Genomic DNA, 26465 nt, shown 5'->3' with positions numbered 1-26465 from the left:
ATAGCGCCGCTGCCCACCACCGTCCAGAGGGCGCGGCGGAGTTGCCCGCCGCTGTCCGGACCCGGACGCGGGGCGGGGTCCGGGGCGCCGCGGAGGGCGGACGGGAGGCGGCCGGGAGGCGGGCCGGACGGAATCCGAACACGTCGGATGTATGCACACTCGTTCGTGCACAGGGGCTGCGTGGGGCTCCCACGGACGCCGTAGGCTGGGGGCGCACGCAATGGAACTGCTGCCGGTGACCGCCCCGAGGAGGCGGCGCCGGTCGGAAGGAGGCGCTGGGTGATCGAGCTCGACGGAGTTCCCGAGCTGATCGACCCGGTCATGGTGGCCGCGTTCGAGGGCTGGAACGACGCCGGCGACGCCGCCTCCGCCGCGGTCGCGCATCTGGACCGGGAGTGGAAGGGGGAGGTGTTCGCCGCGCTGGACGCGGAGGACTACTACGACTTCCAGGTCAACCGCCCGACGGTCTGGCTGGACGGTGGCGTCCGCAAGATCACGTGGCCCACCACACGGCTGTCCGTCGTGCGGATCGCCGACGCGAACGGCAAGGGCAAGCCGCGCGACCTGGTGCTGGTGCGCGGCATCGAACCCAGCATGCGCTGGCGCTCGTTCTGCAACGAGATCCTGGGCTTCGCGCACGAGCTGGGCGTGGAGATGCTGGTGGTGCTGGGCGCGCTGCTCGGCGACACCCCGCACACCCGGCCGGTGCCGGTCAGCGGGGTCACCTCCGACCCGGACCTGGCCCGCACGATGGACCTGGAGGAGACCCGGTACGAGGGCCCCACCGGCATCGTCGGCATCCTCCAGGAGGCGTGCACCCACGCGGGCGTCCCGGCGGTCAGCCTGTGGGCGGCGGTGCCGCACTACGTCTCGCAGCCGCCGAACCCGAAGGCGACCCTGGCCCTGCTCAACCGCCTGGAGGACCTGCTCGACCTGCGTATCCCGCTGGGCGAGCTGAGCGAGGACGCGCGCGCCTGGCAGTTGGGCGTGGACCAACTGGCGGCGGAGGACAGCGAGGTCGCCGAGTACGTCCAGTCGCTGGAGGAGGCGCGGGACACCGCCGACCTCCCGGAGGCGTCGGGCGAGGCCATCGCCCGCGAGTTCGAACGCTATCTGCGGCGCCGCGACCCGCAGGCCGGGCCCGGCCTGGCGACCGAGGGCGGGGTGGCCGACGGCCGCGACGGCTCGTACCTGCGGGACACGGCGAGCGGGCGCACCCGACCGCCGAAGCCGGCGGCCAAGGAGCCGAAGGACGCGAAGGATTCCAAGGACGCGAAGGAGCCGAGGGAGTCGAGGAGTCCGAACGGTGAGCCCGGGAGCGCGGCGGAGTCCACGGGTCCGGACACCGCGGAACCGGAGGCCGGGAAGCCGGACACCAAGGGGGCGTCGGAGGGCGGTCGCGGGGACGACAGGACGGACGACCGGGTGGACGGCCGGGCTGACGACTCCGAGGAGTGATACCACCGGGGACGGCCTCCGGGTCGTCCCCTAAGGCGCGGCCTGGGCGGGCTCCTCCTCATCGGTGATCTTTGGTGAGCCCGTGCGGGAGAAGCTGCTCTTCGTCTTCGTACGAACGAGCCCCGGCTCGCCCGCCCCTTGGAGCCCTCTTGCGCACCCGCATCCGTACGGTCGCCCTGACCGCCGCCCTGACCATCACGCTCGTCACGGGGGCCACCGCGGTACCGGCGACCGCGGCGCCCGCACCGGCCGAGGCGTCCTGCGCGCGCCCGACGGCGTCCTCTCCATGGACTGGGCTGGACACCGAAGCGCTCGGACGAGCTCTCCGCGGACTCCCGGACAGGGACACGACCGCGGCCCTGGTACGCGTGGGCGGGCAGGAGACCTGGCACGGCAGCGCCGGGGTCCGCTCCTTGAGGACCGGCCAGGGCCCCCTGGAGAACGCCCGGTTCCGAGCGGGCTCGACCACCAAGGCGGTCACCTCGGCGATCGTGCTCCAGCTCGCCGCCGAGCACAAGATCGACCTGGACGGCACCGTACAGCACTACCTGCCCGGCCTGCTGCCCGCGACCTTCGAGCCGATCACCGTACGGCAGCTGCTGACCTTCACCAGCGGGCTGCGGCCGGGTGCGTCCCTCGGCGCGGAGAACGCCGAGGGGTACGAGAACCGCTTCCGGACCCTCACCCCGCGCGATGTCGTCGCGGCGTCCGTCGCCAAGGGCCCCTACCGGGGGCCGGACGAGGGGCCGGGCAAGAAGCAGCGATATGCCAACATCGACTACACCGTGCTCGGCCTGCTGATCGAGAAGGTCACCGGCGACACGTACGCGCACCAGGCGCGGAACCGGATCTTCCGCCCGGCCGGCATGACGCACACCTCGTTCCCCGCGGGACCCGACCCGCGCATCCACGGCCCGCACCACCGGGGCTACCAGCGCCTGGCGAACGGTGCGGTGGTGGACGCCACCGACTGGAACATGTCGGACCGCTGGGCGGCCGGAGACATGATCTCCACCACCGCTGACCTGGAGAAGTTCCTCGTCGCGCTGTTCCGGGGCGAGCTCGTGCCGCAACCGCTGCTGGACACGGAGATGTTCACCGTCCCCGACATCGAGGGCGCCCGGCTGAGCGCCGGACTCGAACGCCAGGATCTCGGCGGCGGCCGCGTCCTCTGGGGCAAGAGCGGTGCCCGCCCCGGCTACAGCACCCTCTTCGCCGCCGACCGGAACCTCTGCCGGACGCTCGTGTACTCCGTCAACGCGGTCGACGCCAAGGCCGAGACGATGAACCCGGTCGCCCAGCGCCTCGTCCAGGCCACCTTCGCGCCGGGCAGGCGCTGAGACGGGGTGCGGCCACTGCCTGCCGCCACGGAACGCCGGTCCGTCACACGCGATCCACCGCGACCGCCGTGTACGTCGTGGTCGGCAGCGGCGGGTCCACGTCGAAGCGCGCGTTGGGCAGGTAGATGCGGTCGCCCCAGGCGGCGGCGGTGGTCGGTATCTGGAAGCGCGGGTCGGTGATACGGGCGATCGCCCGGCCGTACGACCCGATGCGGTTCAGGCGCAGCACGTCGACGGCGTTCTGGGCCTGCTGCACGACGTACAGGTCCTGGTCCAGGAGCAGCAGTCCGTCACCGTTCACGAGCCGCGGGCCGGTGTGCGTCACCTTGCGGGCGTGGCCGGTGCGCCGGTCGACCCGGAAGAGGGCGCCCGCGTAGTCGTTGACGACGAGCAGCGCCGTGCCGTCCGGGGTGTGTTCGATGCCGTTCGCCGTGAAGTCGCCGCCCTGGACCCACTCGCCGGTCAGCGGCAGGGTGCGGAGGCCGTCGGGGCCGGGGAGTTCGCCGTTCTTGCCGAGGGGCAGGACGTGGAGTTCGGGGCGGAAGCTGTCGGTGAAGTAGGCGGCGTCGCGGGTGAGGATGACGTCGTTGACGAAGTTCTGTCCGTCGCCGGCCCGGTAGGACGCCAGGACGGCGCCGTCGCGGGTGTCGATGACGCGGAGCGCGCCCGGGCCGCCCGCGACGAACAGGCGCCCCCGGGCGTCGGTCTTCATGCCGACGGCCTGTCGGCCCGTACCGAGGCTGCCGGTGATCAGCCGTCCCCGGCCGGTGGCCAGGTCGGCGCGGTAGACCGAGGCGTCGGCCAGGGAGCCGAAGTACGCGTACGGGCCGGGGCCGATGGCGATGCCCTCGGGGCGGAACCCGTCGGGCAGGGGGATCGTGGTGGGCCACCGGCCGCCCGCGCGGGCCGGCGCGGCCAGGGGCCCGAGTGCGGCGCCGGCGCCCAGTGCGGCGGCGGTGGCGAGCAGTCTTCGGCGGGACAGGGAACGTGTCATGGTGCGCGTCCTTCCTGCGGGGTGCCTGTGACCCCTCAGCCCAGCACACCCCGGTACCCGCCGTACGCCGCACCGGCACGTCTTCACAAGTGAAGCGGGGCGCTCCCTCGCGAGAGGGAACGCCCCGGAAGGAAGGCAGCGGCGAACCGTTTCGTCCGCGGCGCGTCAGCGCGTCACAGGGCGACGCCGAGCAGGGCGTCCACGGCCCGCGACACGAGGCCGGGCGCGCCCTCGTCGCTGCCGCCGTCCGCGGTCTGCGCGGCGGCCCAGCGGTCGACCGCGGCGAGCGCGGCCGGCGAGTCCAGGTCGTCCGCCAGCGCCGTACGGATCTCCTCCAGCAGCGCGTCGGCCGGCGGCCCGTCCGGGCGGGAGACCGCGGCGCGCCAGCGCGCCAGCCGCTCCACGGCCTCGTCCAGGACCGCGTCCGTCCACTCCCAGTCGGCCCGGTAGTGGTGCGCGAGCAGGGCCAGGCGGATCGCCGCCGGGTCCGTGCCGTCGCGCCGCACCTTGGAGACGAAGACCAGGTTGCCCTTGGACTTGGACATCTTCTCGCCGTTCAGGGCGACCATGCCGGCGTGCACATATGCCTGGGCGAAGGGGTGCTCGCCGGTCAGGGCCTGGGCGTGCGAGGCGCCCATCTCGTGGTGCGGGAAGGCGAGGTCGGAGCCGCCACCCTGCACGTCGAAGCCCATGCCGAGGTACTGCAGGGCGATGGCCACGCACTCGATGTGCCAGCCCGGGCGGCCGCGCCCGAGCGAGGCGCCGTCCCAGCTCGGGTCACCGTCGCGGGCGGCCATCCACAGCATCGGGTCGAGCGGGTTCTTCTTGCCGGGGCGCTCCGGGTCGCCGCCGCGCTCGGCGGACAGCACCCGCATCGCCTCGGCGTCGAGCCGGGAGACCTCGCCGAAGTGCCGGTCGGCCTCGACGGAGAAGTAGATGTCGCCTTCGAGCTCGTAGGCGGCGCCGCTGTCGCGCAGCCGCTCGACCATCGGGACGATCCACGGTATGGCCTCGACGGCGCCCACGTACTCGCGCGGCGGGAGCATCCGCAGGGCCGTCATGTCCTCGCGGAACAGGGCGGTCTCCCGCTCGGCGAGCGCGGTCCAGTCGTCGCCGGTGGCCAGGGCCCGCTCCAGGAGGGGGTCGTCGACGTCGGTGACGTTCTGCACGTAGTGCACCTGGCGCTTCGTGTCGAGCCACACGCGCTGAACCAGGTCGAACGCGTTGTAGGTCGCCGCGTGCCCCATGTGGGTGGCGTCGTACGGCGTGATGCCGCAGACATAGATACGGGCGACGGGACCGGGGGCGAGGGTCACCCGTCCGCCGGTCGCGGTGTCGTGGATCCTCAGGTCGCGGCCCTGGCCGGGCAGGGCGGGGACCTCAGAAGCGGGCCATGCATGCATGTCTTGAGCGTAACCGGATGCACGTTCCGCATACGAACCGGACCTCGGATCTTGGCCGAGAAGGCCCTCTTGTGCGGAGGGGAGAAATGTGCTGGCCGAGCGGCCGCCGGGGCCCGGTAAGGCCCCGGGCCTGCTACGACGTACTACAGCGGGCGTCGAGGCCCCTCGCAGCAGCGGTCCGACGGGTGCCGCAAGCCGCCCCCACCACGTCTCAGACCGGCGGCCAGGGGATCGGCGGCCAGTCCCCGCCGGGCCGCGGGTGCACGCCGGTGCGCAGCAGGTCCGCCACCCGGGCGCGCAGCGCCGCCAGCTCGGCCGCGGTGATCAGTCCGGCGAGCCGGGCGGCGAGCGGAGCGCCTTCCTCCAGCTCCGTGGCGAGCCGCCCCAGCACCTCGCGGGCCTCCTCGGTCAGCGGCTCACCCGCCCAGCCCCACAGGAGCGTACGCAGCTTGTCCTCGGCGTTGAAGGTCACACCGTGGTCGATGGCGTAGAGCCGGCCGCCCTCGGCGGGCAGCAGATGGCCGCCCTTGCGGTCGCCGTTGTTGATGACGGCGTCCAGCACGGCCAGGCGCCGCAGCCGTTCGTCGTCGGCGTGTACCAGAAGCGCCGTACGCCCTTCGCCCACTTCGGCGAAACCCACCGGTTTCCAGCCGGGCCCCGGCTCCTCCCCCTCGACCAGCGCCAGCAGCTCCGCGCCCTCGGGCGCCGCCTCGATCCACTCCTGGACCATGCCCTGCCCGTACGGGCCGTCGCGCAGCACGGTGGTGGGGACCAGGTCCCAGCCGGTGGCCCGGGACACCTCGTACGCGGCGACCTCGCGCTGGGCGAGCGTGCCGTCGGGGAAGTCCCACAGCGGGCGCTCGCCGGCGACGGGCTTGTAGACGCAGGTGCCGCTGATGTCCCCGTGGGTGACCGTGCAGTACAGGACGGCGTTGGACGCCTCGCGAACCTGTCCGCGTACGGTCAGCTCGCCGTGGGTGAGGGCCTCGGCGGTCAGCCGCCCCGGGCGGGCCGTGGCACGGGCGGATATGCCGCCGGGCGCGCTGCCGTTCCCGCTGCCGGTCGCCCCGCCGCTCCCGTCGCCGTTCGCCTGCCGGGCCGGGCCGCCGTCCGGGCTGTCACCCTGACCGTCCCTCGGGCCGTCACCCTGGCCGTCACCCGTACGGCCGCCCGCCACCCGGCCCGCTGCCGCCTGGCCGGCCGGTCCGCCGCCCGCCGTCACCGTCTCCTCCCCCGGCATCACGCGTCCCGCCGGTATCCGTTCTGACGCGGGCATACGTGTCCCTCCGGGTCGAGCGGCAGGCTGCACAGCGGGCACGGCGGGCGCCCCGCGTTGACGACTTCCAGGGCCCGCTTGGCGAAGGAGCGGGCCATCGTGCCGGTGAGGCGCACGCGCAGCATCGGCGGGCCGTTCTCGTCGTCCTGGAGCAGCCGCTCCTCGGCCTCGGCGAGATCCTCGTCGGTGTCGGCCTCCAGCTCGACCAGTGCCTGGGCCTCGATGATCATGCGCTGTTCGTCGCCGTCCCAGGCGAGCGCCATCGTGCCGACCCGGAACTCCTCCTCGACCGGCGATTCCAGCGGAGCGGTGTCGGACAGTTCGGCGGGGGCCACCGCGGGGACGGGCGCGTTGCCGCCGCTGCGGCGCACCACCTCGTCCAGCAGCTCGTCGACGCGCTCGGCGAGCGCGGCGACCTGGGTCTTCTCCAGGGCGACACTGGTGGTACGGCCGGAAGCCGTCGCCTGGAGGAAGAAGCTACGGCGGCCAGGCAGCCCGACCGTACCGGCCACGAAGCGGTCCGGCGCGTCGTAGAAGAACACCTGACGGGACAACGTCCTGCTCCGTTTGCTCGACTGCGGGGTCACTGAGGTCGCTGCGGTTCCTGTGGGTGTGGCTTCCGGGTGCGGAACGCAGGAGGTGTGGCAGGCAGCGCCGTCGCACCACCCTACTGCGCCCGCTGATCACGCTCCGCCCGCGCCACCGCCGACGGCCGCGTCCCGGTCGTCCGCCGCCGTACTGCCGTCCGCCCGCGGCGCCAGCCCGCCGAAGTGGCCGGTGTCGCCGAGGCGTACGAGGTAGGGCCGCAGGCGGGTCCAGCGGATCGCGGTCAGCGAACAGGGCTCGACCGAGATCCGCTGGAAGAGGTCGAAGTGCAGGCCGAGGGCCTCGGCGACGAGGGACTTGATGATGTCGCCGTGCGAGCACATCGCGTAGACCGCCTCGGGGCCGTGCTCCGCCTCGATCCGGGCGTTCCAGTCGCGCACCGCGTCCATGGCGCGGGCCTGCATGGCCCGCATGGACTCCCCGCCCGGGAAGGCGGCGGCGGACGGGTGCTGCTGGACGACCTCCATCAGCGGCTCGTCGTTGAGCTCGGCCAGTTTGCGGCCCGACCAGTCACCGTAGTCGCACTCGTTGATGCGGTCCTCGACATGCAGCGGCAGGCCGGGCCGGGCGTCCAGGAGGGGTTGCACGGTCTCCAGGCAACGCTCCAGCGGACTGCTGACGGCGGCGGCGAGCGGCAGGTCCGCGAGGCGGCCGGGGAGCGCGGCGGCCTGGGCGGCGCCCCGCTCGTCGAGGGTCACCCCGGGAGTACGCCCGGCGAGCAGGCCGGACGTGTTGGCGGTGGAGCGGCCGTGCCGCACCAGGATCAGCGTGGGCATGGCAGCCAGCCTACGTTCCCCGGACGGCGGCACCGGACGCGGGACCGCCGCCCCGGAACGCGGACGGCCTGCTCCTGGCACGACGCGGCGCGGCGAGTGACAATTCCCCGTGTGATCGTCGACTGCGCCATCTACCAGGACGGCCGCCGCACCCAGGGGCCGGAGGACTTCTCCGACGCCCTCGAAGCGGCGCGCGCCGAAGGTCACTCCTTCCTGTGGCTCGGGCTGCACGAGCCCACCCCGGAGGAGTTCGACCATGTCAGCAGGGAGTTCGGGCTGCACCCGCTCGCCGTGGAGGACGCGCTCAAGGCCCATCAGCGGCCGAAGCTGGAGGTGTACGACGACTCCCTGTTCATGGTGCTCAAACCGATCACCTACGACGACGCGGCGGGCTCGGTCTCGGCCAGCGAGCTGATGATCTTCCTCGGGGACTCCTTCGTCGTGGTCGTCCGGCACGGCACCGCCAGCCCGCTCACCGCCGTACGCCGCCGCCTGGAGCACGAGCCGGACGTCCTGCGGCACGGTCCCACCGCGGTGCTGTACGCGATCAGCGACGCGGTGGTCGACCACTACATCGAGGTGGCCACGGAACTCCAGGTGGACCTGGAGGAGTTGGAGGCGGAGGTGTTCGCGCCGTCCCGGTCGGACAGCGGCAACACCGCCGCCGCGATCTACGCGTTCAAGCGCGAGGTGCTGGAGTTCCGGCGGGCCACCAACCCGCTGGTGGAGCCGATGCTGCGGCTGCAGAACCCCGGTGTGCCCTTCGTGCACGACGAGGCGCGGCCGTTCTTCCGGGACGTCGGCGACCACCTCACCCGCGCCAACGAGTCGGTCGAGGGCCTGGACCGGCTGCTGTCCGACATCCTCAGCGCCCACCTGGCGCAGATGGGGGTGCGCCAGAACGACGACATGCGCAAGATCTCCGCCTGGGCGGCCCTGGCGGCCGTGCCGACGCTGATCGCGGGCGTCTACGGCATGAACTTCGAGCACATGCCCGAACTGAAGTGGTCCTGGGGCTACTACGGCATCCTGCTGCTGATGGTGATCATCGAGCTGTCGCTGTACCGCCTCTTCAAACGCCGCGGCTGGCTGTGAGCGGCCACCCGCCTCAGACGGTCCCGGGTGCCGGGGCGGCCGGGCCGCCCAGCGCGTCACGCCGCTCCGGGAGCCGTAGCGAGACCATCCGGCGCCAGCCGGCGAGCCGCTCGTAGACGTACACCGCGCGGATGCCGGCGGCGAGGAGGGCGGACTTCGGCCGCGGCCAGCGCAGGATGCGTCCCATGTGGGCCAGCACGGCCAGGCTGACGTCCCGGTAGACCTCGATCTCGGCGCGCGCCGCGTCGCGCAGCGTGCGCCGGATCGCCGGGCCGTGGCCCCGCGCCGCCAGCCGCAGCAGCTCCTCGTGGCAGTAGGCGAGGTGGTTCTCCTCGTCCTGGGCGATCATCAGGACCGCCCGGCCGATGTCGGGGTGACCGCCGAAGTGCTTCTTGAGCAGGTCCATCTGTTCGGCGGCGCGCTGCTCGGTGACCCGGCTGTGCGCCAGGTAGGCGACGACTTCCTGCTCGGTCAGCGGCTCGTCGCGGCGCAGCCTGTCGTGGGCCAGGCCGATGCCGCGGCGCTCCAGCAGGACGGTGTAGTCGGTGTCCTCGGGGACGGGCACCAGGTCCAGGCCGCGCTTGCGCAGCAGGGCGGTGAAGAGGCGGCCGTGCTTGTCCTCGTCGGCGCCGTGCCGGGCGGCCTTGGGGGCCAGCTCCCGCAGCGATCCGGGGATCAGCACGGCGATCCGTCCGTTCTCCCAGCCGCCCTGGGCCTCGCCGCCGGCCGCGATGGAGCAGAAGAGCCGGTAGGACTCGTCGTGGTCGAGAATCTCCTGGAACAGGCTTCTGGCCGAGAGCACCGGGTCACCTCCGATACGCCGCACCCGCAGAAGAAGAGTGAAGTGCGGTACGGCGAAGGTGGCAACCGTGGCGTCGGCCATCTCCTCCGTACAGGTGACGTCGTGGCCGGCCGGCGGACCGGCCGGGAGGGGGGACGGGAGGCGGAGCGGAGGGCGGTCCGGGAGACGGCCCGGAGACGTTCAGGACGGCGGTCCGGCGGCCGGACGGAGCACCGTGGCGTAACCACGCGGGCCGTCCCCGCGTTGTGCCGGGTGACGGCCGTGGCGGGGAAGACCCCCGAGCCCCCACCACGGCCGCAGGCTCCCCCGGGGCCGGTGCCCGTCCGGACCCCGCGCCCCTTATGCGAGCCCCGCGCGCTCCAGGGCCTCGGTGCCCGCCCGCAGCGAGGCGAGGCGCTCCTCCAGCGTGAAGCCGGCGGGCGCGAGGGTCAGCGTGGTCACGCCGGCCGCCGCGTACGCCTGCATCCGGTCCGCGATGCGCTCGACGGAACCCAGCAGCGTGGTCTGGTCGATCAGCTTCTGCGGGATGGCGGCCGCCGCGCCCTCCTTGTCGCCGGAGAGGTACTTGTCCTGGATCTCGGCGGCCTCCTTCTCGTAGCCCATGCGCTGCGCGAGCTGGTTGTAGAAGTTCTGCTTGCGGCTGCCCATGCCGCCCACGTACAGCGCGGTGTACGGGCGGAACGTGTCGGCCAGCGCGCTGACGTCCTTGTCCTCGCCGACGGCCAGCGGCAGCGTCGGGCAGACGTCGAAGCCCTCCAGGGTCTTGCCCGCCTTCTCCCGGCCGGCCCGGATGTGCGTGATCGCCGTCTCCTCCAGGTGGTCGGCGGACGGGAAGATCAAGAGCGCGCCGTCGGCGATCTCACCGGTCTGGGTGAGGTTCTTGGGGCCGATCGCGGCGATGTAGAGCGGAATGTGCTCGCGCTGCGGGTGCACCGTCAGCTTCAGCGGCTTGCCCGGGCCGCCGGGCAGCGGCAGCGTCCAGTGCTGCCCCTCGTAGGACAGCCGCTCGCGGGTCATCGCCTTGCGGACGATCTCCACGTACTCGCGGGTACGGGCCAGCGGCTTGTCGAACTTCACGCCGTACCAGCCCTCCGAGACCTGCGGCCCCGAGACGCCCAGGCCCAGCCGGAAGCGGCCGCCGGACAGCGAGTCGAGGGTGGCGGCCGTCATCGCGGTCATCGCGGGCGTACGGGCCGGGATCTGGAAGATCGCCGAGCCGACGTCGATGTGCTCGGTCCGCGAGGCGACCCAGGAGAGCACGGTGGGGGCGTCGGAGCCGTACGCCTCGGCCGCCCAGCACACCGCGTAGCCGAGCCGGTCGGCCTCCTGCGCGACGGCCAGATTGTCCGCGTCCATCCCGGCGCCCCAGTAGCCGAGGTTGATCCCGAGCTTCATACCGCTCCCCTTACTGATCAGTAACGTCGGTGTTCCGGGGACTCTAGCGCGGGGTGGCACCGGCCGTCACCGGCCGCCCGCCCGTGGACCGGCGGCGCGGCGGGCCGCCCGGTTGTCCACAGGCCGGCGGCGCACCGTGCGGCCGGTTGTCCACAGGGTCCCGTGAGCCGGACGACAGGCCAGTAACCTCAGGGCCCATGGAGCAAAGGCACCTCGGCCGTACGGGCCTGCGCGTGTCCCGTCTCGGCCTCGGCACCCTGACCTGGGCCAGGGACACCGACGAGCACGACGCCGCCGAGCAGCTCAAGGCGTTCTGGGAAGCCGGCGGCACCCTCGTGGACACCGCGGACGTGTACGCCGACGGCGGCGCCGAGTATCTGCTCGGCCGGCTCTGCGAGGGGCTGGTGCCGCGCCGGGACCTGGTCATCGCGACGAAGGCGGGCAGCGTCCTGGACGCGGACCGCCGCGTCGACGGCTCCCGCCGCCACCTCCTGGACGCGCTGGACGCCTCGCTGGAACGTCTCGGCACCGACTACGTGGACCTCTGGCAGCTCCACGCCTTCGACCCGCACACCCCGCTCGACGAGACCCTCCAGGCGCTCGACATCGCCGTCGCCACCGGCCGCGCACGCTATGTCGGCGTCTCGAACTTCTCCGGCTGGCAACTGGCCAAGGCGGCGACCTGGCAGTTGTCCGCCCCGACCCTGCGCACGCGGCTGGCCGGCACCCAGATGGAGTACTCCCTCCTCCAGCGCGGCATCGAACGGGAGCTGCTGCCCGCCGCGCGGGACCTGGGCGTCGGCCTGCTGCCCTCGTCGCCGCTGGGCCGAGGGGTGCTCACCGGCAAGTACCGGCACGCCACCCCGGCCGACTCACGGGGCGCCTCGGAACAACTGGCGCCGTTCGTCGCCCCCTACCTGGACGATACGGCGGGCCGGATCGTCGAGGCGGTCAGCACGGCCGCCGACGGGCTCGCCGTCACCGCGCTGCAGGTGGCTCTCGCCTGGGTGCGCGACCGGCCGGGAGTCACCGCCCCGGTCGTCGGCGCACGCACGGCGCAGCAGCTCAGAGCGGCGTTGTCAGTGGAGACCCTTAGTCTTCCTGACGAGATCTGCCGGGCCCTGGACGATGTCTCGGCCCCGGTGCACCACTATCCCGACCACGACTGGAGCACGCTGTGAGTACCGACCGCCTCTCCGAGGACGCGCCCGAGCCCACCGCGCCCGGCCCGGAGACCGCCCCGAGGAGGCGGCCACGACGGCTGTCCCGGAGGCGGCCGGGAGGGAGGACGTCACAGGCGGTGACACGCGTGGTGGCACGGACGGTGGCACAGGCGACACGGGAGGTGGCACGGACGGTGTGCCCGCAGGTTCGCCGGAGGCTGGGGACGCGGCGGGAGCCGGGGACGCGGCGGCCGAGAGCGTGACGGCAGCCGGGGATGAGACGGCGGCCGGGTCCGCAGGTGGTCCGGAAGCGGGCGCGGGCGCGCCTGTGGCGGCGGACGGCGGGCGTGCCGCCGAGCCGGGCGGGAAGCTCAGCGCCGCCGCGCTGGCGGCGGCCGTGCGGGCCGTGGAGAGCGGGGAGCGGTCCGCGGACTCGTTCTTCACCCAGCGGTCGCCCCGGTCGGGCGGCGCGGGTGCGGCGGCGGGCGCCCGGAAGCCCCAGGGCGGCGTACCGGCTCCCGCGACGGGCACCCCGGAGCGCGGTGGTCCGGCGGGAGCCCCGCCGCAGGCCCCCGCCGTGCCCGGCCAGGAGAGCGCCCCCGACCACACCCGTCCGGTCCCGGGCGGTGACGGCGGCGGCCGCCCCGCCCCCGCCGCGCACACGACCCCCCACCCGGCCACGACCGCGGACCTGGCCCCCGGCCTCGACGGCGTACGGCAGGTCCTGACGGCGGGCGGTGCCCCGGAGACCCTGGCCGAGAAGACCGCCGAGACGCTCGGCGAGCGCGCGGCGGAGGCGCTGCGCGAGGACCCGTGGCAGTTGCTCGCCGTGCCGGGCGTCCGCCCCGAGCAGGCCGACGGCTTCGCGCGGGCGCTGCTCGGCCCGGCCTGCGGGCCGGACGACGACCGGCGTGCGCAGGCCCTGGTCGGCTGGCTGCTGGAGCAGGCCGCGCTGGCGGGGCACTCCGCGCTGGAGGCGCCCGCGCTGCGCGCCGCGCTCGCCCAGCGCTCCGTACCGGACCCGGACGAGGCCCTGCAGACGGCCATCGCCGAGGGGGCCGTGCTCGTCTTCCAGGACGCCGTCGAGACGCCCGGCGGCGCGCGGCCGTCGGCCGGCGACGAGGACGAGGAGCAGCCGGTCCGGGTCCTGCTCGGGCTGGACCGGTTCGCCATGGCCGAGGAGAGCGTCGCGGACGGCCTGGCGCGGCTGCTCAACACCTTCGAGGAGCCCGCCGACGAGGAGCCCACCAGCGCCGAGCCCGCCGACGCCGGGCCCACCGGCGCCGACGGCGAACCGGCTGCGAGCAGCACACCGGAGCACGACGGCCCCTCGGAGCCGGGCGACGGCGCACCGGAGGACGACACCTCCGTGCGAGACGACACTCCCGTACGGGACGACGCCCCCGTACGGGCCGTACAGCAGCCGTCCGCCACCGCGTGGGAGGCGGCCGCCTCGGCCGCTCCCTCCCCCTCCGCCGCCGAGCTGATCCGTGCCGCGGCCCGCAGCGGCCTGATCGCGCACACCGGTGCCGAGGCCGCCCGTGCCGAGCCCGCCGCACTGATCGCCGCGGCCTGCGCGCTCGGTCTGCGGGCGTTCGGCGCCACGCACACCCCGGACGGCCGCGCCCGCCTGGCCCGGCACCTCGCCGAGGCCGCCGACACGTACACCGGCCTCGCCGCGGCCCCGGCGCCCGGTGCCGCCGCCGAGGCCGCCGTCACGCTCTCCGGGCTGCTGGCCGGCCGCGAAGGCCCCGGCCGGGACGCGGACGGCGCGCTCGCCCTGGACCTGCTGGTCGTCCTGGACGCGCCCCAACTGGACCTGGAGACCGCCGCGCTGCTCGTGGAGTCGCTGACCGACGGCGCCCGGCTGGTGCTCAGCGGCGACCCCGGCGTGCTGTGGTCGGCCGGCCCCGGCCGGCTCTTCGCGGACGTGCTGGCCGCCCGCTGCTGCCCCCAGGTCGCCTCCCGCACCCCGGACTTCGGGCCGGTCGGCGAGCTGGTCTCGGGCATCGGCATCGGGGAGCTGAACCAGGTCGAGGCGCCCGGCAATGAAGTAGTGATCATTCCGGCGCGGGATGCCGGCGAGGCGGTGCACCGTACCGTCCAGCTCGTCGCCGACTCGGTGCCCCGGGCCATCGGGGTGCCCGCCGAGCAGACGCAGGTCGTCACCGTCGGCCACGGCGGCGCCGCGGGCACCCGCGCGCTGAACGCGGCCCTCAAGGAGCGGCTCAACCCCGGCCCCGGCCGGTTCGGCGGCTTCGACCCGGGCGACCGCGTCGCCTACTCGCCCGCCCCCGGCCGTACGGTCACCGGCAAGGTCACCGGCGCCGACGCGGCCGGCCTGCACCTGGACTGCGCCGGCTCCCCCGTGGTCGTGCCGCGTGAGCGGGTGGGCCCGGACACGGTCCGGCACGGCTGGGCCGTCACCGCCCACCAGGCGGCCGGGGCGCGCTGGCCCGCCGTGGTGGCCGTCCTGCCGGGCGACGCCGCGAAGGGCCTCACCCGCTCCTGGGTGTACACCGCCTTCAGCCGTGCCGAGCGCCATCTGTCCGTCGTGCAGGGCGTGGACCAGGCGCTGCCGCGCGCGGTCGCGGAGATCCCGGCGAAGGAGCGCACCACCCGTCTGCGGACGCTGCTCCAGCTCCACACGGCGCAGGCCACGGCGGACGCGTCGGCCGGCTGACCGCTCGACGCCCGGTGCCGGGGGCGGCGCGTACCGACGCGCCGCCCCGGCCCTGGCACCGTCACCCGGCCGGGCATCCGTACGCCGTCAGCGGTCCCCGTCGAGCGTCTCCAGCACGTCGTCGTCATCGGCGCCCAGCTCCTCGTCGAAGACGGAGCTGACGTCGAAGCGGCACACCACCCGCTGCGGATCGGTCTGGTCGAACGGCGCGGACAGCCACTCCCCCGGTTCCGGCGTCTCGTCGGCGGCGACGACCCACAGCGTGGAGTCGCCCTCCTCCAGACCGAACTCCTTGTGCCGGGTGGCGATCTCGTCCGGTTCGAACTCCCCGAAGAGCACGCCCAGCGCCGCGTGCACGCTGCTGCCGACCACGCCGGCCACCGATCCCGTACCGCCGTTGACCGCCCTGGCCTCCGCCGCGGCGTCGGCGGCGGACTCCGGGTCGAGATCGGCGATCCGCTGCGCCTGCGACAGCAGCCGCTGTGGTTCGACCACCGCGTAGTCGCGGCGGATCAGCACGCTGAGCGCGCTGGGTTCCTCCGGGCCCGCGTAGGCGGGCAGGGTGTCGTTGCCGGGGATCTCGAAGGGAGTGACCTCGTCATAGGTGTCGTACAGCAGCTCGTCGTACGCCTCAGCCGCCGCGGCGAGTTCGTCGAACGCGGCGTAGACGGCGGGGTCGTCCTGGCCCGAGCGGTGTTCGACCGCGTCGAGGTGACGGTCCAGCGCGGCTTTGACCGCCTCGGCGGCGGCACGTACCTCGGCAGCGGAAGGCTGCGCAGCATCAGACATAGTGCAGACGCTATCCGTACCGGGGCCGGTCCCGCACAATAGATGCGATGCCGGAATACGAATTCTGCGATGTGTACGTGCCGCGAGGGGTCTCCCGCAAGGCCGCCACACGCCTGCTGACCGACCATGCCGAGTACGGACACTGGGAGTTGGACCGCCTGCGCCTCAACCCTGACGGCAGCCGCCGGGTGCGGCTGCGCCGCCGTATCATCCGCCAGATCCGGGCGACCTGGTGAACCGCCACGGCCGCCGCGGCACGGGCCGGACCGCATGACCGCTCCCGGAATCCCCGGTTCCGTTCGAGCCGTACGGTCCGTACGCGCCGTACGAGCCGGTGCCCGGCAGTCCCCCTCCCGGCGACTCCGCATACGTGAGAGCGGGCCCCGCCGGCGCGGGGCCCGCTCTGGCGCGCCGGCCTGACGGCGCGGCACCGGTGGCCGGTCAGGCCCGTGCGGACCGCGCGCGGCGGTACAGCACCGCACCGCCGAGCAGCAGGCCCGCGCTCGCCGGCAGCGCGATGCCGAGCGCTCCCGCACCGGTCTGGGCGAGGAAGTGCTCCTCGTCCCGGGGCGGGGTGACGATCTGCGTACGCGGCGTCGACTCCTCCTCCCGGAGCTGCGGCCCGCGTTCCTGTACGGCGCCCGCCGTGTCCGTCGTGTGCGGCCGGTGGTCCGGGGTGACCGGGCCGGCCGGTTCGCCCGCGCGGTCCTCGGCGGGGGACGCGGAACCGCCCGGGGCCCGCGGGCCCGGGCGGCCGTCGGACGGCCGCGGGTCCTGTCCGGCCGGGGTGTCCGGCGAGGAGCCGTGATCGGTGCGCGTTCCCGTGCCGTCGCCGGTGCTGCCGCCCTCGCCCGCGCAGCCGTTGGCGTTGACCGCGTTGCCGACCCCGACGACCGAGACGGAGTTGCCGCAGGCGTTGACGGGCGCGTGGACCGGTGCCTGCACCTGGTTGCCCGAGACGGCGCCGGGCGAGCCCTGCGCCGTCCCCTGGGCACCGGCGCCGCCACCGCCGCTGCGGCTGTTGGCACCCTGGCCCCGTTCGCCGCGCGAGCCGCCGCCGTTGACACAGGTGTTTCCCATGGCGGGATTCAGCAGTCCGACGACGTTCGCGGAATTCCCGCAGGCCTGCACCGGGATGTCCACGGGGATTTGGGCGGCATTGCCGGCCAACACCCCCGGGGAATGCGCCGCATTCCCCTGCGCACCGGAATCCGCGTGCGCGTAGCTGCCCGCGACGGCCAGTACACCGCTCGCTGCCGCCATCGTGATCAGGCCCTTTTTCGCGACCTGTCGCATAGGTTCGCTCTCCCCTGCCTCTGACTTCCGAATGACCCGCGGCGCGTCGCGCGGCGGGCCGGAACACCCGTCGGCTCCGGAGTGCATGGCGCGCACTCCGGAGCCGACCGGGTTACAGCCTTACGGATTCAGGCACCGCGTCAGTCGTTGACGCAGGTGTTGCCAAAGGCAGGGTTCAGCAGCCCGATGATGTCAATCGTGTTGCCGCACAGGTTGATCGGCACGTGGATCGGGACCTGGACGGCGTTGCCCGAAATGACACCCGGGGAGTTCAGGGCGGCGCCCTGCGTCCCCGAGTCGGCAACGGCCAGGCCCGCGCCGGCGAGCACCAGACCGCCGGTGGCAGCCGCGGCAGCGACGACCTTCTTGATCATTATTCCTCCTTGTTGGCAATGCGGTCCCAGCCGCGGACCGCACCCTCTGCAACGAGGAGAAGGTGATGAAGCTACGAGCCTATGACGCCATTCACCCGTTCCGGCTACATGCGTACACCTGGCCGACCGTGCCGGTCGCGTACCACGTCAGGGCCCGGTTTTCGGCGCCGCGCCGCGGCAGTTCGCCGGTCAGCTCTGCTCGATGAACCGGTCGAGTACCCGCGTACCGAACTTCAGTCCGTCGACCGGCACCCGCTCGTCCACGCCGTGGAACATTCCGGCGAAGTCCAGCTCCGGCGGCAGCTTGAGCGGCGCGAAACCGAAGCACCGGATACCGAGGTCGTCGAAGGACTTCGCGTCCGTACCGCCGGAGAGCATGTACGGAACGGCCCGCGCGATCGGGTCCTCGGCCTTCAGCGCCGACTGCATGGCCGCCACCAGAGGACCGTCGAAACCGGTCTCCAGTGCCTTGTCGGCATGAATGTCCTCGCGCTTGACCCGCGGGCCGAGAATCCGGTCCAGATCGGCGAGGAATTCCTCCTCGTGGCCGGGCAGGAACCGGCCGTCGACGGCCGCGGTCGCCTGGCCCGGGATGACGTTGACCTTGTAGCCGGCGCCCAGTTGGGTCGGCGCCGCGGTGTTCTGCAGCGTGGCACCGATGATCTTCGCGATGCCGCCCAGCTTGGCGAGGGTCTCCTCCATGTCCTCCGGGTCCAGCTCGGTGCCCAGGGCGTCCGACAGCTCGTCGAGGAAGGACCGTACGGTCTTGGTCACCCGCACCGGGAACTTGTGCCGCCCCAGCCGCCCGACCGCCTCGCACAGCTCGGTGATCGCATTGTCGCTGTTGGTCATCGACCCGTGACCGGCCGTGCCGTCCACGGTCAGCCGCATCCAGTGCATGCCCTTCTGGGCCGTCTCGATCAGGTACAGCCGCAGGTTCTCGTTGACGGTGAAGGAGAAGCCGCCGACCTCGCCGATGGCCTCCGTGACGCCCTCGAAGACGCCGGGGTGCTTGTCCACGAGGTGCCGGGCGCCGTACACGCCGCCCGCCTCCTCGTCGGCGAGGAAGGCCAGCACGATGTCGCGCGGCGGCCTGCGGCCGGAGCGCAGCCGGTCGCGGACGACCGCGAGCGTCATCGCGTCCATGTCCTTCATGTCGACCGCGCCGCGGCCCCACACGCAGCCGTCCGCGATCTCCCCGGAGAACGGGTGGTGGGTCCAGTCCTCCGCGTTGGCGGGCACCACGTCGGTGTGCCCGTGGATCAGCAGCGCGGGCCGCGACGGGTCCGTGCCCTCGATGCGGGCCACCGTCGAGGCGCGGCCCTTGTGCGACTCGATGATCTGCGGCTCCAGGCCGACCTCGGCGAGCTTCTCCGCCACGTACTCGGCGGCGGCGCGTTCACCGGGGCCGGAATGGTCGCCGTAGTTGCTCGTGTCGATCCTGATCAGGTCCCGGCACAGGTCGACGACCTCGTCCTCGCCGGTGACCGTACGGGCCGGCTGCGACTCGCTCACACTGCCTCCTCATGGTTCACGGCCGCGCCGTCCTCCCGGTGGGGCACGGACCGCGGCGGGGGTCCACCGCCATCCTCCCTCCCGGCGGCGCTGCGCCCAAGGCCGCAATACTCCCGACATGCGCTGGTCACAGGCGTAGCCCTGGCGCCGGACGGCCGTGATCGACCACCCCTGAACGTTTGCTATTGTTTTCCATGTCGGAACGGCCCAGCGGGCCGCACCGGCAGACACCTGGTCCGGGTGGCGGAATGGCAGACGCGCTAGCTTGAGGTGCTAGTGCCCTTTATCGGGCGTGGGGGTTCAAGTCCCCCCTCGGACACCAGCAAGAACCCCAGCCGAGCTGGGGTTTTTTGCGTTTGCGCCCGTTCGCTACCCTACGCGCATGAATGTTCACGTCGTCATAGGTCACGGCCCGGCCGGTGCTGCCACCGCGCGGCTGCTGGCGGACAAGGGACGTACGGTACGGGTCGTCACGCGGTCGGGCGGGCGGACGGAGCCGGGGATCGAGCATGTCGCGCTGGACGCCGCGGACCCCGGGCGGCTGACGGCGGCCGTGCGGGACGCGGCCGCGATCCATCTCTGCGCCGCCCCGCCTTACCAGCGCTGGACCCGCGACTGGCCGCCGCTGGCCGCCTCGGTCAACCAGGCGGCGGAGACGGCCGGCGCGGTGCTCGTCCTGCTGGGAAATCTGTATGGGTACGGCCCGGTTCAGGGTGAGATGACGGAATCGCTGCCGCTGGCGGCGACCGGCCCCAAGGGGCGCGTACGGGCCCGTATCTGGGAAGAGGCGCTCGCGCTGCACGAGAAGGGCCGTATCCGGGCGGTGGAGGTGCGCGCCTCGGACTTCTTCGGGCCGGGCGTGACCGACAGCGGCCACCTGGCCTCCCGGGTCGTGCCGCGACTGCTGCGCGGCAAGCCGGTGTCCACCCTCGGCGACCCGGACGCGCCACATAGCTGGACCTATCTCCCCGACGTGGCGCGCACCCTGGTCGAGGTCGCGGAGCAGGAGCGGGCGTGGGGGCGGGCCTGGCACGTGCCGACCCTGCCGCCGCTGTCGGTACGGGAGATGACCGGCAAGCTCGCGGAGCAGGCGGGGGTGCCGCCGGTTCCGGTGCGCCGGCTGCCGTCCGCGGTGCTGCGTGCCGCGTCGCTCGTCTCGCCGATGGTGCGGGAACTTCGGGAAGTCCAGTACCAGTTCGACCGGCCGTTCGTGGTGGACTCCGGTGCGTACCGCGCCGCGTTCGCCGCCGAGGCCACGCCTCTCGACCGTCAGCTCGAAGCGACGGTGGACTGGTGGCGCGGCCGGCCGGCCGAAGGATGACGGAGGGACGAACGGCCCGTGGCCCGGCAGGGGTCACGGGCGGGCGTCATGTGGGGGGGGCGGCTGAACGGCGGTCCGCGCCACGGTGCGGCGGCGGCTCATCGCGCCGGCGCCGCGCGACCGTGGCAACCGGTCGCCGCCGCGACGAGCTCTCCCTCAGGCGGACACCCCCGTCGTCCGCGTGAGTGGACATCGGAACTGCTCTGTTCATCTCCGCTAACGCGATCCGACGGTAAGTGCACGCGAGAATCCTGTCAACTAGGATGAGTTGGCACTCCCCCGCAGCTCACCCCGGCGCACCACGAAGGAGACCTGATGTCGTCACTGGCCGGGAAGGTCGACAAGCTGTTCACCACGATCCGCGCCAACGGCCGTGAGTACACCTACGAGGAAGTCGCGCGCGGGTGCAGCGAACTGAGCGGCGGTACGTTCTCCAAGACCTACGTCTGGCAGTTGCGCACCGGCCAGCGCACCAACCCCACCAAGCGTCATCTGGAGGCGCTGGCCGCGTTCTTCCGGGTTCCGGTGGCCTACTTCTTCGACGACGACACCGCCGACCGCGTCGACTCCCAGCTCGCCCTCGCCTCGGCGATGGGCAACGCGGAGGTCCGCGACATCGCGCTGCGCGCCATGAGCATGGACGACTCCGGCCGCAAGTCGCTGGCCCGCATCATCCGCGAGGTCAGCATGATGCATGCCGCCACCGGCGCGGCCCGGGGCCGGCAGCCGAACCGTCCGGCCGACGGCGAGGAGTAGTGCTCCGGATGCCTTTCCGCCGGCCTGACCGCCGCGGCAGAGGGTCTTCCGGGGTCAAGGCCATGCGCCGGCAGTGCCAGGAGAAACTGGCGTCGTTCGGGCTTCCCGCCCGCTACGACCTCCCGCGGCTCTGCGACCACCTGGCCCGGGTACGGGGCCGGGAGCTCGAACTGGTGGCCATGCCGATGGAGACCTCGGGACCATGCGGCCTGTGGCTGTCCTTCCCCGGTACGGACTACGTCGTCTACGAGGCGCACACCAGCCGCCACCACCAAGAACACATCATCGCCCACGAACTGGCCCACATGATCTGCGGTCACCACGGAGTCGGCGTCCCCGGGACCGACCCCGGCAGCCTCCTCTTCCCCGACCTCGACCCCTCCCTCGTGCAGGACCTGCTGTACCGCGAGAACTACTCGGACGCCCAGGAACAGGAAGCGGAGGTCATGGCTTTTCTCCTCGGAGAGGCGCTGCGCGCCGGTCCACGCGGGGGCGCGGCGGCGCCGGACCCGGACAGCGCGCTGGGCCGCATCCACGGCTCGCTGAACTGGCGCCGTGAGGACGGTTCATGACCGGCATCACCCACATCCGCTATCCGATCGCCGCGCTCGCCTGCTGGATCGCGTTCGCCTACACCCTGGTACCGCTGCTGCGCGGGCACCGCCGCAACGCGGGGCTGACAGCGCTGTGCGTCTCCTTCGGATGCCAGGGCATGTACCTGGCGATGTCCACCCCCGCCCGCTGGACGGGCACCCTGTTCGGCACCATCACCTGGTACAACGTCTCGGTCCAGTTGTGGATCATCGCGGTGCTCGCCAGCCAGCAGATCCTGCTGATCCACTGGATGTACCCGAAGGCCGAGGCCCGGGTGCGGGCCCGGCGGCGGATGCTGCTGCTCGCGGTGGTGCCGGTGACGATGGTGGTGCTGTTCTTCCTGGCGACCCTCCAGGGCCCGCCGCGCAACGTCTTCAAGCATCCGGGCGACCAGCCGTTCTTCGTCGCCTACCAGGCCGCGTATCTCACCGCGTTCGTGGTCGGCAAGGTCCTGGTGGCCCGCGCCTGCTGGCACTTCGCCAAGCTCACCGACCACGCGTGGGTGCGCCGCGGGCTGCGCATCGCGGCGGCCGGCGCGGCCGTCGAGCTGGTCTATCCGGCCGGCCGGTACGCCGATGTCTTCCTGACGCAGTACGGCTGGAATCCGCTCCAGTGGTCCGACGTGTCCCGTACGACGCTGACGATCGGCATGGTCCTCAACATCGTCGGCTGGACCGCGCCGTTGTGGGGGCCGCGGGTCTCCGCCGTCCGCGGCTGGCTGGCGGACTACCGCAGTTACCGGCTGCTGCGCCCGCTGTGGCTGGCCCTGCACCGGGCCCATCCGGAGATCTCCCTGCCGTCCAGCACCGGCAGCGACCTGTCGGCCCTGTACGACCTGCGGTTCCATCTGCACCGCCGGGTGATCGAGATCCGGGACGGCTGTCTGGCGCTGCGCGGGCACCACGGTGATCCGGGCGCGGTGCTCTCGCCGGGGCGGGGAGCCGCCGAGGAGCGGCAGGCCGAGGTGGAGGCGGCGCACATCGCGGCGGCGCTCGCGGCCGGGCCCCGGGCCCCGGGGCAGGTGCCGGTACCGGTGCCGGAGGGCCGGGTGGCGGAGGACGGCTCGGGAGGGGGTGGCGTGGCGGTGGACGCTGCCGCGCCGGACCCCGCGGGTACGGGCGGGGCGTCCGCGGCGGCCGGCGGGCCGGACTTCTCCGCCGATGTCGCGTGGCTGGTCCAGGTGTCCCGCGCGTTCGCCCGCCAACGCCGACGGCCCGCTGCGGCGCGGGCCGGAGAGTAAGCCCGAACGGCCCCGGCCCCCGTACGGACCGGACCGTCACCCCGCGAACGCCGCCCCTTCCAGCCCCTGGGCCACGCCGGGTACGACGAACAGGTTCCCGGCCTCCGGCTCGGCGTCCCCGAGGTCGCGGCGGGCCGAGGTGACGTAGAGGTCGGTCAGGTCCGGGCCGCCGAAGCCGCAGGAGGTGGTCAGCGAGGCGGGCAGGGTGATCTCGCGGTCCAGCCGCCCGTCCGGGGTGTAGCGGCGGACCGCGCCGCCGCGGAAGAGGGCCACCCAGATGCCGCCCTCGGTGTCGGTACACATGCCGTCCGGGAGGCCGTCGGTGTCCGTGACGGCGGTGAGCACGCGGCGGTTGGCCGCCTTGCCGGTGTCGAGGTCGTAGTCGAAGACGTCGATCCGGCGGGTGCGGGTGTCCACGTAGTACATCAGCCTCGCGTCGGGGCTCCAGGCGATGCCGTTGCTCAGCTCTATGCCGGTGGCGGCGGTGTGCGCGGTGCCGTCGGCGTCGATCCGCGCCAGCCAGCCCGGTGAGGTCTCGCCGGCGATGGTGCCCACCCACAGCCGGCCCCGGCCGTCGACGCTCGCGTCGTTGCCGCGCACGCCCTCCCGCGCCCATTCGGTGAGCCACCGGCGCGATCCGTCCGGTGCGGTCACCGCGACACCGTCGCGCAGGCTCAGCACCAGGCCGCCGCCCGCCCGGGGCAGCGCCGCCGCCACCGGCTGGTCGACGACGGTGACCGTGTCGCCGCCGTCGGAGGGGCGGTAGCGGTGCACCCCGCCCTCGTTCATGTCGACCCACAGCAGGCTGCCGTCGGCGGCGTCCCAGGTGGGGCATTCGGCAAAGTGCGCCCGTACGGCCAGGGCCACTTCAACGCTCACGGTGCACAGTCTCCTCGTCACGGGGATGTCGGGATCATGGGTTCAGTACGGGGCCGAGCACGTCCATCAGTTCGGCGGTGCCGCCGCCGTCGAGCACGTCGACGACCGGCAGCCCCAGCGGGCGCAGGCGCGCCACGCTGTCCCGGCCGCGAGTGGCGACGGCGACGACCGGGGCGCCGCCCAGCTCCTCCACCGTACGGATCTCGCTGCGCGGCTCCCCCACCGGGACGTGCTCCCAGTGGTAGCGGTGGGTGCGGCGCGGGTCGTGCACGAAGACGACGGCGTCGGGCTGCGAGCCCTGGAGGATCGCGGTGGCCAGGCCGCCGAAGGCGGGATGCAGCACGGACGCCTGGCCCTTGATGATCAGCAGGTCGTGCCGGGGGTCGGCGCGCAGCACCAGGTGTTCGACGAGTCCGGCCGCCTGGAAGACGGGGGTACGGTCGATGATCGCGCCCTCCGTGCAGCCGGCCAGCAGGCAGGTCTGACCGGTGCCGATGTATCCGGCGTCGATGCCGCGGGCCCGTGCCTCCCGGTGCAGTTGCAGGGCGACGGTGCGCTTCCCCACCACGCAGTCGCTGCCCGCGACGTGGACGAGCCGGGCGCGGGTGCGCCGCAGCCGGCCCGAGTACTTCGGCAGTTCGTCGTGCGGGCGCCGGACGTCGACCAGTTGCTGGCCGTGCGCGGTCTTGTCGGCGAACTCCGTGTGGCGCAGCGGGAGGTGGAGGCAGGAGATGACGTGCAGACCGTTGCGTACGGCGGTCGCGATCTGCTCCCACCAGAACGCCGGGAGGTCGCCCGGCGGCCGCGGCGCGTGCCGTACCTCGCCGCCCACGACCTCCACGTGGTCGGACTCGGTCATGGCCACGACCAGCGCCTCCGGCCGGTACGGCAGGGCCTCCTCCAGTGAGCGGACGACCGGGACGTCGGTTCCGGGCACCACGGACGCCGTGCTGCCGGACGGATGGAGGCGGTCGACGACCGCCACGGATTCGAGGACGGTGCTGTGCCGCAGCACCCCTTGGGCGGTCTTGCCTTCGAGTCGGGCGAACACCCCGTCGGCGAAGAGCACGGCGCGGAGCGGAAGCCGCGGAAATCCGGAGAGGACCATGCCCGGAACCCTACGCACCGGATGTTGAGCACGGAACGACCGGGACGGCCCCCGGACGGCGGTACGGCGGGGACCGGTCCGTACCGCCGGGCGACAGCGGCCGGGCGTCATCCGGCCGGTCCCGGGCCGGCCGCCGCCCCGGGGCCTCCGGCGAAGGTCTTCGACTCCATCAGGAACTCGGCGAGCGCACCGTCGTGCGGGAGCCCGGGGCGGGTCCAGTGGGTGGGGACGTCGCCCTGGTGGACGTTGCGAATGCGCGGGCTTGCGACGCACTCACGTACCAGCGAGGCGTCCTCGCTCAGCACCGTCAGGGACAGGGTCCGGCCGAACGCGGACGGGCGCAGGTCCGGCGTCCAGGGCGCCACGGCCGCGTACGGGAAGGGCAGTTCGGTGCCGAAGTGCGGGTCCTGCGGGCTGTCGAGGGAGACGACGAGTGGCCGGAGGACGGCGCTGCCGTCGCCCAGGTCGGCGAAGAACCGTTCAGCCGGGTCCGTCTCCGGGGCTGCCACCGACTGCGTGCCGGCCGGATCGACCGCACCGACCGCACCGACGGTGTCGTGCAGTTGCTGCGCAAGGCGCCGGGCCTCGTCCAGCGGCCGTACGGGCAGTACCGCGTCCGGGTGGTCCGGCGGCAGCAGCGGCAGGCGTCCGAGGCGGTCGGCCAGCGCCCGTGCGAGGCCCTGCGGGTCGTCCTCGCACAGGATGGCGCTGGCGTTGAGGCACTGCACCCCGGCGTCGGCGGCCACCGAATCGGCGACAGTGTCCAGGTGGTCCCGCCAGGGCACCTCCCGAGTGATCAGCACCTTGGAGCGGCCGGGTCCCTGCGCGAGCACCCGTCGGCTGTCGGCGTAACGGGCGACGACGCCGTCACCGCCGTAGACCAGACCGAGGTCGGCCTGCTCGACGAGGGCCTCCGCGTGCTCGTGGGTGGTCGGCAGCAGTGCCGTGTACGCCGGTGCCAGCCCGGCCTCGCGCAGCGCGCGGACCAGCCGCCGCGGGGTGAACGGATCGCGCTGGGAGGGCCGGACGGCGACGCGGTAGCCGAGGGCGAGGGCGCCCAGCCACTCCAGGTGGGTGGCGGGGTGGTTGCCGGGCGCCAGCACGCCGAGGACGTCGCCCTTGCGTACCCAGACCGCCGTCGTGTCGCCGGCGGACAGGGCGTCGAGGGGCACGGCGCCCGTGGGGCGCTGCGCGGCCAGGGTGTCCGCCGCGGCGCGACCGGTCCGCGCCACCCGGTCGAGGGTGCGGCGGGCGGCGGACACGGGCAGCCCGGAGACCAGCGCCTGGCGGCGGCAGTACGCGTCGGGAGTCTCCCCGTCCAGGGTGGCGGTGGCGAACAGCTCGCCCGCCCTGGCGAGGGCCGCGAGGCGTTCGGCGGCGGGCTGTTCCGGTGCGGCGCGCATCTCGTTGAGCACCTGGCGGATCAGCAGCGGCGGCGCGAGCGACAGTTCGCCCGCCGGGCTGCCGGTGGCGTCGGTGAAGGTGGTGCGGGCGGCGGAGCGGTACGGGCCCGAGGGGCGTTCGACGGTGATGTCGTCGGGGGCCCCGCCGGTGCCGGCCGCGGTGTCAGTACCCGTGGCCGTTTCCGGACGGTTCGGCACG

24 protein-coding genes and 1 tRNA gene are annotated in these 26465 nt (G+C 73.5%); 11 read left to right on the top strand and 14 right to left on the bottom strand.

All coding sequences use genetic code 11. From position 1 onward, the window contains the following. The first annotated feature begins 279 nt into the window (after positions 1-279). On the top strand, positions 280-1458 hold the full coding sequence (locus EJG53_RS33155) for a PAC2 family protein (protein WP_244955444.1): 1179 nt from the start codon (positions 280-282) through the stop codon (positions 1456-1458). Positions 1459-1607: 149 nt separating this feature from the next. Continuing rightward, positions 1608-2798 (top strand): serine hydrolase domain-containing protein, encoded by a 1191-nt coding sequence (locus tag EJG53_RS33150; RefSeq protein WP_125048013.1) that lies wholly within the window; start codon positions 1608-1610, stop codon positions 2796-2798. Between the two features lie 43 nt (positions 2799-2841). Here EJG53_RS33150 and EJG53_RS33145 read toward each other — a convergent pair whose 3' ends face one another. The 5 genes from EJG53_RS33145 to EJG53_RS33125 all read right to left on the bottom strand — a co-directional run bounded on the left by EJG53_RS33145 (position 2842) and on the right by EJG53_RS33125 (position 7853). Further along, positions 2842-3792: an SMP-30/gluconolactonase/LRE family protein gene (locus EJG53_RS33145; RefSeq protein ID WP_125048012.1), complete on the bottom strand. Its 951-nt coding sequence runs from the start codon at positions 3790-3792 to the stop codon at positions 2842-2844. Positions 3793-3965: 173 nt separating this feature from the next. Continuing rightward, a complete protein-coding gene (gene mshC / locus EJG53_RS33140) occupies positions 3966-5195 on the bottom strand; it encodes a cysteine--1-D-myo-inosityl 2-amino-2-deoxy-alpha-D-glucopyranoside ligase (protein WP_125048011.1) in 1230 nt (409 codons plus the stop codon). A 211-nt stretch (positions 5196-5406) separates the two neighbouring features. Further along, complete coding sequence (locus EJG53_RS33135; RefSeq protein WP_125049766.1) at positions 5407-6225, bottom strand: SCO1664 family protein; 819 nt, start codon at positions 6223-6225, stop codon at positions 5407-5409. A 209-nt stretch (positions 6226-6434) separates the two neighbouring features. Then, positions 6435-7025, bottom strand: a complete 591-nt coding sequence (locus tag EJG53_RS33130; RefSeq protein ID WP_078624393.1) for a DUF3090 domain-containing protein — start codon at positions 7023-7025, stop codon at positions 6435-6437. 129 nt (positions 7026-7154) lie between these two features. After that, positions 7155-7853 (bottom strand): histidine phosphatase family protein, encoded by a 699-nt coding sequence (locus EJG53_RS33125; protein ID WP_125048010.1) that lies wholly within the window; start codon positions 7851-7853, stop codon positions 7155-7157. Between the two features lie 111 nt (positions 7854-7964). On the opposite strand from EJG53_RS33125, the gene corA reads away from it, so the two are divergent. Further along, positions 7965-8948: a magnesium/cobalt transporter CorA gene (corA, locus tag EJG53_RS33120; protein ID WP_307721706.1), complete on the top strand. Its 984-nt coding sequence runs from the start codon at positions 7965-7967 to the stop codon at positions 8946-8948. A 13-nt stretch (positions 8949-8961) separates the two neighbouring features. On the opposite strand, the gene EJG53_RS33115 is transcribed toward corA, so the two are convergent. Both EJG53_RS33115 and EJG53_RS33110 read right to left on the bottom strand, forming a co-directional pair. After that, positions 8962-9750 carry a ferritin-like domain-containing protein gene (locus tag EJG53_RS33115; RefSeq protein WP_125049764.1) on the bottom strand — a complete coding sequence of 263 codons (789 nt, stop codon included), beginning with the start codon at positions 9748-9750 and terminating at the stop codon, positions 8962-8964. A gap of 339 nt (positions 9751-10089) precedes the next feature. Continuing rightward, positions 10090-11145: an LLM class F420-dependent oxidoreductase gene (locus EJG53_RS33110; protein WP_125048009.1), complete on the bottom strand. Its 1056-nt coding sequence runs from the start codon at positions 11143-11145 to the stop codon at positions 10090-10092. A 197-nt stretch (positions 11146-11342) separates the two neighbouring features. Between EJG53_RS33110 and EJG53_RS33105 the strand changes: the two genes are divergently transcribed. Together EJG53_RS33105 and EJG53_RS33100 are read left to right on the top strand one after the other, a co-directional pair. Further along, entirely contained in the window at positions 11343-12326 is a 984-nt protein-coding gene (locus tag EJG53_RS33105; RefSeq protein ID WP_125048008.1) for an aldo/keto reductase, read from the top strand. A 178-nt stretch (positions 12327-12504) separates the two neighbouring features. Then, positions 12505-14991 (top strand): helix-hairpin-helix domain-containing protein, encoded by a 2487-nt coding sequence (locus EJG53_RS33100; protein WP_371858754.1) that lies wholly within the window; start codon positions 12505-12507, stop codon positions 14989-14991. Between the two features lie 87 nt (positions 14992-15078). Here the strand turns inward: EJG53_RS33100 and EJG53_RS33095 are convergent, their stop codons facing one another. Beyond that, positions 15079-15780 (bottom strand): hypothetical protein, encoded by a 702-nt coding sequence (locus tag EJG53_RS33095; RefSeq protein WP_125048006.1) that lies wholly within the window; start codon positions 15778-15780, stop codon positions 15079-15081. Positions 15781-15827: 47 nt separating this feature from the next. On the opposite strand from EJG53_RS33095, the gene EJG53_RS33090 reads away from it, so the two are divergent. After that, entirely contained in the window at positions 15828-16016 is a 189-nt protein-coding gene (locus EJG53_RS33090; RefSeq protein WP_003986762.1) for a DUF5703 family protein, read from the top strand. A gap of 205 nt (positions 16017-16221) precedes the next feature. Here the strand turns inward: EJG53_RS33090 and EJG53_RS33085 are convergent, their stop codons facing one another. The 3 genes from EJG53_RS33085 to EJG53_RS33075 form a co-directional block, all read right to left on the bottom strand. Beyond that, entirely contained in the window at positions 16222-17076 is an 855-nt protein-coding gene (locus EJG53_RS33085; protein WP_125048005.1) for a chaplin, read from the bottom strand. A gap of 140 nt (positions 17077-17216) precedes the next feature. Beyond that, a complete protein-coding gene (locus tag EJG53_RS33080) occupies positions 17217-17450 on the bottom strand; it encodes a chaplin (protein WP_031010739.1) in 234 nt (77 codons plus the stop codon). Between the two features lie 189 nt (positions 17451-17639). After that, positions 17640-18965: a M20/M25/M40 family metallo-hydrolase gene (locus EJG53_RS33075; protein WP_125048004.1), complete on the bottom strand. Its 1326-nt coding sequence runs from the start codon at positions 18963-18965 to the stop codon at positions 17640-17642. 234 nt (positions 18966-19199) lie between these two features. On the opposite strand from EJG53_RS33075, the gene EJG53_RS33070 reads away from it, so the two are divergent. The 5 genes from EJG53_RS33070 to EJG53_RS33050 all read left to right on the top strand — a co-directional run bounded on the left by EJG53_RS33070 (position 19200) and on the right by EJG53_RS33050 (position 22876). After that, positions 19200-19287, top strand: a tRNA-Leu gene (locus EJG53_RS33070). A 60-nt stretch (positions 19288-19347) separates the two neighbouring features. Next, on the top strand, positions 19348-20286 hold the full coding sequence (locus EJG53_RS33065; RefSeq protein WP_125048003.1) for an NAD-dependent epimerase/dehydratase family protein: 939 nt from the start codon (positions 19348-19350) through the stop codon (positions 20284-20286). A 315-nt stretch (positions 20287-20601) separates the two neighbouring features. Continuing rightward, positions 20602-21042 (top strand): helix-turn-helix transcriptional regulator, encoded by a 441-nt coding sequence (locus tag EJG53_RS33060; RefSeq protein ID WP_125048002.1) that lies wholly within the window; start codon positions 20602-20604, stop codon positions 21040-21042. Positions 21043-21104: 62 nt separating this feature from the next. Next, positions 21105-21614 carry an ImmA/IrrE family metallo-endopeptidase gene (locus EJG53_RS33055; protein ID WP_241269583.1) on the top strand — a complete coding sequence of 170 codons (510 nt, stop codon included), beginning with the start codon at positions 21105-21107 and terminating at the stop codon, positions 21612-21614. Further along, a complete protein-coding gene (locus tag EJG53_RS33050) occupies positions 21611-22876 on the top strand; it encodes an MAB_1171c family putative transporter (RefSeq protein WP_125048000.1) in 1266 nt (421 codons plus the stop codon). The genes EJG53_RS33055 and EJG53_RS33050 overlap by 4 nt, the downstream gene beginning before the upstream one ends. 36 nt (positions 22877-22912) lie before the next feature. On the opposite strand, the gene EJG53_RS33045 is transcribed toward EJG53_RS33050, so the two are convergent. The 3 genes from EJG53_RS33045 to EJG53_RS33035 form a co-directional block, all read right to left on the bottom strand. Next, on the bottom strand, positions 22913-23755 hold the full coding sequence (locus tag EJG53_RS33045; protein ID WP_125047999.1) for an SMP-30/gluconolactonase/LRE family protein: 843 nt from the start codon (positions 23753-23755) through the stop codon (positions 22913-22915). 34 nt (positions 23756-23789) lie between these two features. Then, on the bottom strand, positions 23790-24863 hold the full coding sequence (locus EJG53_RS33040; protein WP_167515200.1) for a DUF1611 domain-containing protein: 1074 nt from the start codon (positions 24861-24863) through the stop codon (positions 23790-23792). A 107-nt stretch (positions 24864-24970) separates the two neighbouring features. Continuing rightward, positions 24971-26464, bottom strand: coding sequence for an aldehyde dehydrogenase family protein (locus EJG53_RS33035; protein ID WP_244955443.1), 1494 nt, complete (start codon positions 26462-26464; stop codon positions 24971-24973). Between the last annotated feature and the right edge of the window lies 1 nt (position 26465).

Source organism: Streptomyces chrestomyceticus JCM 4735, assembly GCF_003865135.1.
Lineage (GTDB): Bacteria > Actinomycetota > Actinomycetes > Streptomycetales > Streptomycetaceae > Streptomyces > Streptomyces chrestomyceticus.
The sequence above is the reverse complement of the archived record's forward strand: the minus strand, read 5'-3'. Positions and strand labels throughout refer to the sequence as shown.